The sequence below is a fragment of the Nocardia farcinica genome (assembly GCF_029867845.1).
Taxonomy (GTDB): domain Bacteria; phylum Actinomycetota; class Actinomycetes; order Mycobacteriales; family Mycobacteriaceae; genus Nocardia; species Nocardia farcinica_A.
Genome location: NZ_JARWRU010000780.1, coordinates 1 through 3663 on the forward strand (window position 1 = coordinate 1; position 3663 = coordinate 3663).

Genomic DNA, 3663 nt, shown 5'->3' on the forward strand with positions numbered 1-3663 from the left:
GTGCAGCTCCTCGCAGCGGCGCTCGTGGTGCCCGACGCCGTGCGCACCGCCCGCGATGACCGGGCAGCGGCTGGTGTCGCCGAGCCACTGGACCGAGGTGTGGGCCGCACTGAACTTCTCGATCAGCACGCGCTGACCACACCGCTCGCAGTCGAGTGGGCGCATGGTCATCGCGGACCCGCCGATCCGGCGCCGCCGCTGTAGCGGCCGCGGAAGAACACCAGGGGCGCCAGGTCCGCGGCGTGCAGGTGGCGGACCCGGGAGACCACGATGGTGTGATCGCCCGCCGGGTGCTCGGCCTCGGGTTCGGCTTCGAGCCAGGCCAGGCTGCCGGTGAGGACCGGCGCGCCCGCGGGCGACGGCTCCCAGGCGATGCCACGGAACTTGTCCGTGCCGCGCGTGGCGAGCTGCCTGCACACCGGCTCCTGGTCGGCGGACAGGATGTTCACCGTGTAGATGCCCGCCGCGCGCACCAGGGGCCAGGAGGTGCTGGTCGCGGCGACGCAGAAAGCGATCAGCGGCGGGTCGAGGGAGACCGAGGTGAACGAGTTCGCGGCCAGGCCGGCGGACGCGCCGGTGTGCGGGTCGATGCCGGTGATGGCCACCACGCCGGTGGCGAAATGCCCGAGCACGGCGCGCATCGACGCCGGGTCCGGCGTGCGGGCCGTTCGCGTCTGCCGGCGCGCGGCGGCGCTGTCGATCGTGGTCATGGCCGCCTCATCCACCGGTGGCCGCGGTCCGCGGCCCGGCCAGCACACAGTGCGTCTCGGAGAAGATCGTCGGCATGCACTTGTTGCAGTGGATGCACAGCGACTTGGCGGCGTGATCGGCGTTGATCTTGTTGATCAGGTCGGGTTCGCGCAGCAGCGCCCGTGCCATGGCCACGAACTCGAACCCCTCGGCCATCGCCACGTCCATGGCCGCCTTGTCGGTGATCCCGCCGAGCAGCACCAGCGGCATCGAGACGTTCGCCCGGATCTGGCGCGCGGCGTCGAGCATGAACAGATCCTGGTAGGGGTAGCTGTGCAGGAAGTACTTGCCGGCGAGCTTGATGCCGAACTTCATCAGCGGCGACATGGCCTCGGCGAACTCCGCCAGCGGCGCCTCGCCCTTGAACAGGTACATCGGGTTGAGCAGCGAGCTGCCGACGGTCAGTTCGATGGCGTCGAGGCTGCCGTCCTGCTCCAGCCACTGGGCGACCTGCACCGCCTCGTCCAGCCAGAAGCCGCCGGGCACGCCGTCGTCCATGTTCAGCTTGGCCAGCACCGCGATCCTGCCGTCGGCGGCCTCGCGCACTTCGGCGGCGACCTCGCGCAGCAGCCTGGCGCGATTGCGCAGCGATCCGCCGTAGGCGTCCTTGCGCTTGTTGAGCAGTGGGCTGAGGAAACTGCTGGCGAAGTAGTTGTGGCCGAAGTGGATCTCGACGGCGTCGAAGCCCGACTCGACGGCCAGGCGGGTGGCGGTCCCGTGCGCGGTGCGGATGCGCGCGATGTCGGCCAGGGTGGCGGCGTGGGTGAGCTGCGGCCCCATCGGGCTCAGCCGGCGAGACGCGGCCAGCGCGGGCAGCCCGTTGGACTTCGCGCCGGCGACCGGGCCCGCGTGGCCGATCTGCGCGGAGATCGCCGCGCCTTCGGCGTGCACCGCGTCGGTGAGCCTGCGCAGGCCGGGCACCGCCTCCTGGCGCATCCAGATCTGGTCGGCCTCGGTGCGGCCCTCCGGCGCGACCGCGCAGTAGGCGACGGTGGTCATGCCGACGCCGCCCGCGGCCACCTGCCGGTGGAACTCCACGAGCTGGTCGCTGACCAGCGCACCGGGAGTCATGTGCTCGAAGGTGGCGGACTTGATGACCCGGTTGCGCAGCTGCACCGGGCCGAGCCGGGCCGGGGCCAGCGCGTCCGGGATCGGGGCTGTGGTCACGAGGAAATGCCTTTCAGTGCGGGAGGAAGGTGAGGTCCTCGGGGTGCGGCGCGCGCAGCATGGTCCAGTAGTCGACCAGCCGCCACGGGCAGGGCACCACCGCCCGGCCCTCGCTGTTGCGGTAGTAGCCGTTGATCTCCGCCCCGGGATGCGCCCACACCGTCTCGTCGAGCGCCTCGTCGACGCGGCGGTTGTACTCCTCGAGCGCCTCCCGGGTGACGTCCATGGCGGCGTGGTCGTGCTCGAGCAGGTACTGCAGGCATTCGATGATGTAGTGGACCTGCTCCTCGCCGGTGAGGTTGTGCCCGGCGCCGTGGTTCGGCGCGGAGTTGGGCCCGGCGGTGACGAACAGATTCGGGAATCCGCTGACCTGGACGCCCAGATAGGCGCGCGGGTCCTCGCCGTTCTTCCACACCTCGGCCAGGGTGCGCCCGTCGCGGCCGGTGATGTCGATCGTGGTGGTGAACTGCAACTGGAAGCCGGTCGCCAGGACGATCACGTCGGCGGGCACGAACGCGCCGTCGGTGGTGTACACGCCCTCGGGGGTGACCTCGCGGAAGGAGGCGCGGTGCAGGGTGACGTGATCGCGGGTGAGGGCGGCGAAGAAGCCGGGGTCCTTGACGATGCGCTTGGCGTACGGGCGGAAGTCCGGGGTGAGCTTCTCGATCAGATCGGGGCGGTCGGGGAAGCTCTGCTGCAGATACTCCTGCGCGGTGCGCAGCACCATGTCGTTGGCGGGCGAGGCGGACAGATGGGTGGCCGCCCACTCGCGGTCGATGCGCGGCAGCGGATAGAGGTTGTCTGAGGCGAACCAGTAGGTGCGCAGCCGGAACCAGCGGTCGTAGTAGGGCAGGTGGGCCATGGCCCACCGCTCCCCCTCGGGCACGGCGCCGCCGACGGATTTCTCCGGCACCAGCCAGTGCGGGCTGCGCACCACGACGTCCAGCGACCGCACCCGGTCGACGATGTCGGCGACCACCTGCACCGCGGTGCATCCGGTGCCGAGCACCACCACCCGCTTGTCCCGCAGGTCGAGGTCGGTGTCCCAGTCGGCGGTGTGCACGACGGTGCCCGCGAAGGTGTCCATGCCCGGCACGTCGGGGATGTTGGGCGCGTTGAGCATGCCGAGGGCGGTGACGACGGCGCGGGCGCGGTGGCGTTCGACCCGTCCGTCGCGGTCCTCGGTGACCACCTCCCACCGGTGTTCGCCGGCGAGCCAGGTGGCCGAGCGCACCCGCGTGCCGAACCGGATGTGGTCGCGCAGCCGGTATTCGTCCACCACGTCGAGCAGGTAGTTCTGGTATTCGGGGCCGGTCGGGTAGTACCGCGACCAGTTCGGGTTCAGCGCGAAGGAGTACGAGTAGTAGTGACTGGGGGTGTCCACGGCCGCACCCGGGTAGGTGTTGCGATGCCACGTGCCGCCGATGTCGTCGCGTTCCTCGAAGATGGTGTAGCCGAATCCGGCCTTGCCGAGCTTGATTCCGGCGTTGATGCCGACGATGCCCGCGCCGATGACGATGACCTCGAAGTCGGCCGGGGGTGTCACGGTGACCGGGACGTGGCGGCGGTCCTCGACGAACCCGGACTGCTCGAGCAGCAGCGGGACGAACTCGGCGTCCACCCGCTGGGCGGTGCAGATCGCGGCCATGCGCTGGAACAGTTCGTCGTCGGGCACCTCCAGCTTCGCGACGGCGTCCGGGGTGAGCACCGCCCGTGCCCTGGCGCGGATGTCGGCCGCCACATCGT

3 protein-coding genes are annotated in these 3663 nt (G+C 70.7%); all 3 read right to left on the reverse strand.

The window, feature by feature from the left end; translation table 11 throughout:
- Positions 1–167: 167 nt before the first annotated feature.
- Positions 168–710 (reverse strand): flavin reductase family protein, encoded by a 543-nt coding sequence (locus tag QH283_RS17100; protein ID WP_348538285.1) that lies wholly within the window; start codon positions 708–710, stop codon positions 168–170.
- Between the two features lie 7 nt (positions 711–717).
- Positions 718–1917 carry an NADH:flavin oxidoreductase gene (locus QH283_RS17105; protein WP_280503987.1) on the reverse strand — a complete coding sequence of 400 codons (1200 nt, stop codon included), beginning with the start codon at positions 1915–1917 and terminating at the stop codon, positions 718–720.
- A gap of 13 nt (positions 1918–1930) precedes the next feature.
- On the reverse strand, positions 1931–3663 hold a 1733-nt coding region (locus tag QH283_RS17110; RefSeq protein WP_280503988.1), incomplete at its 5' end, for a flavin-containing monooxygenase.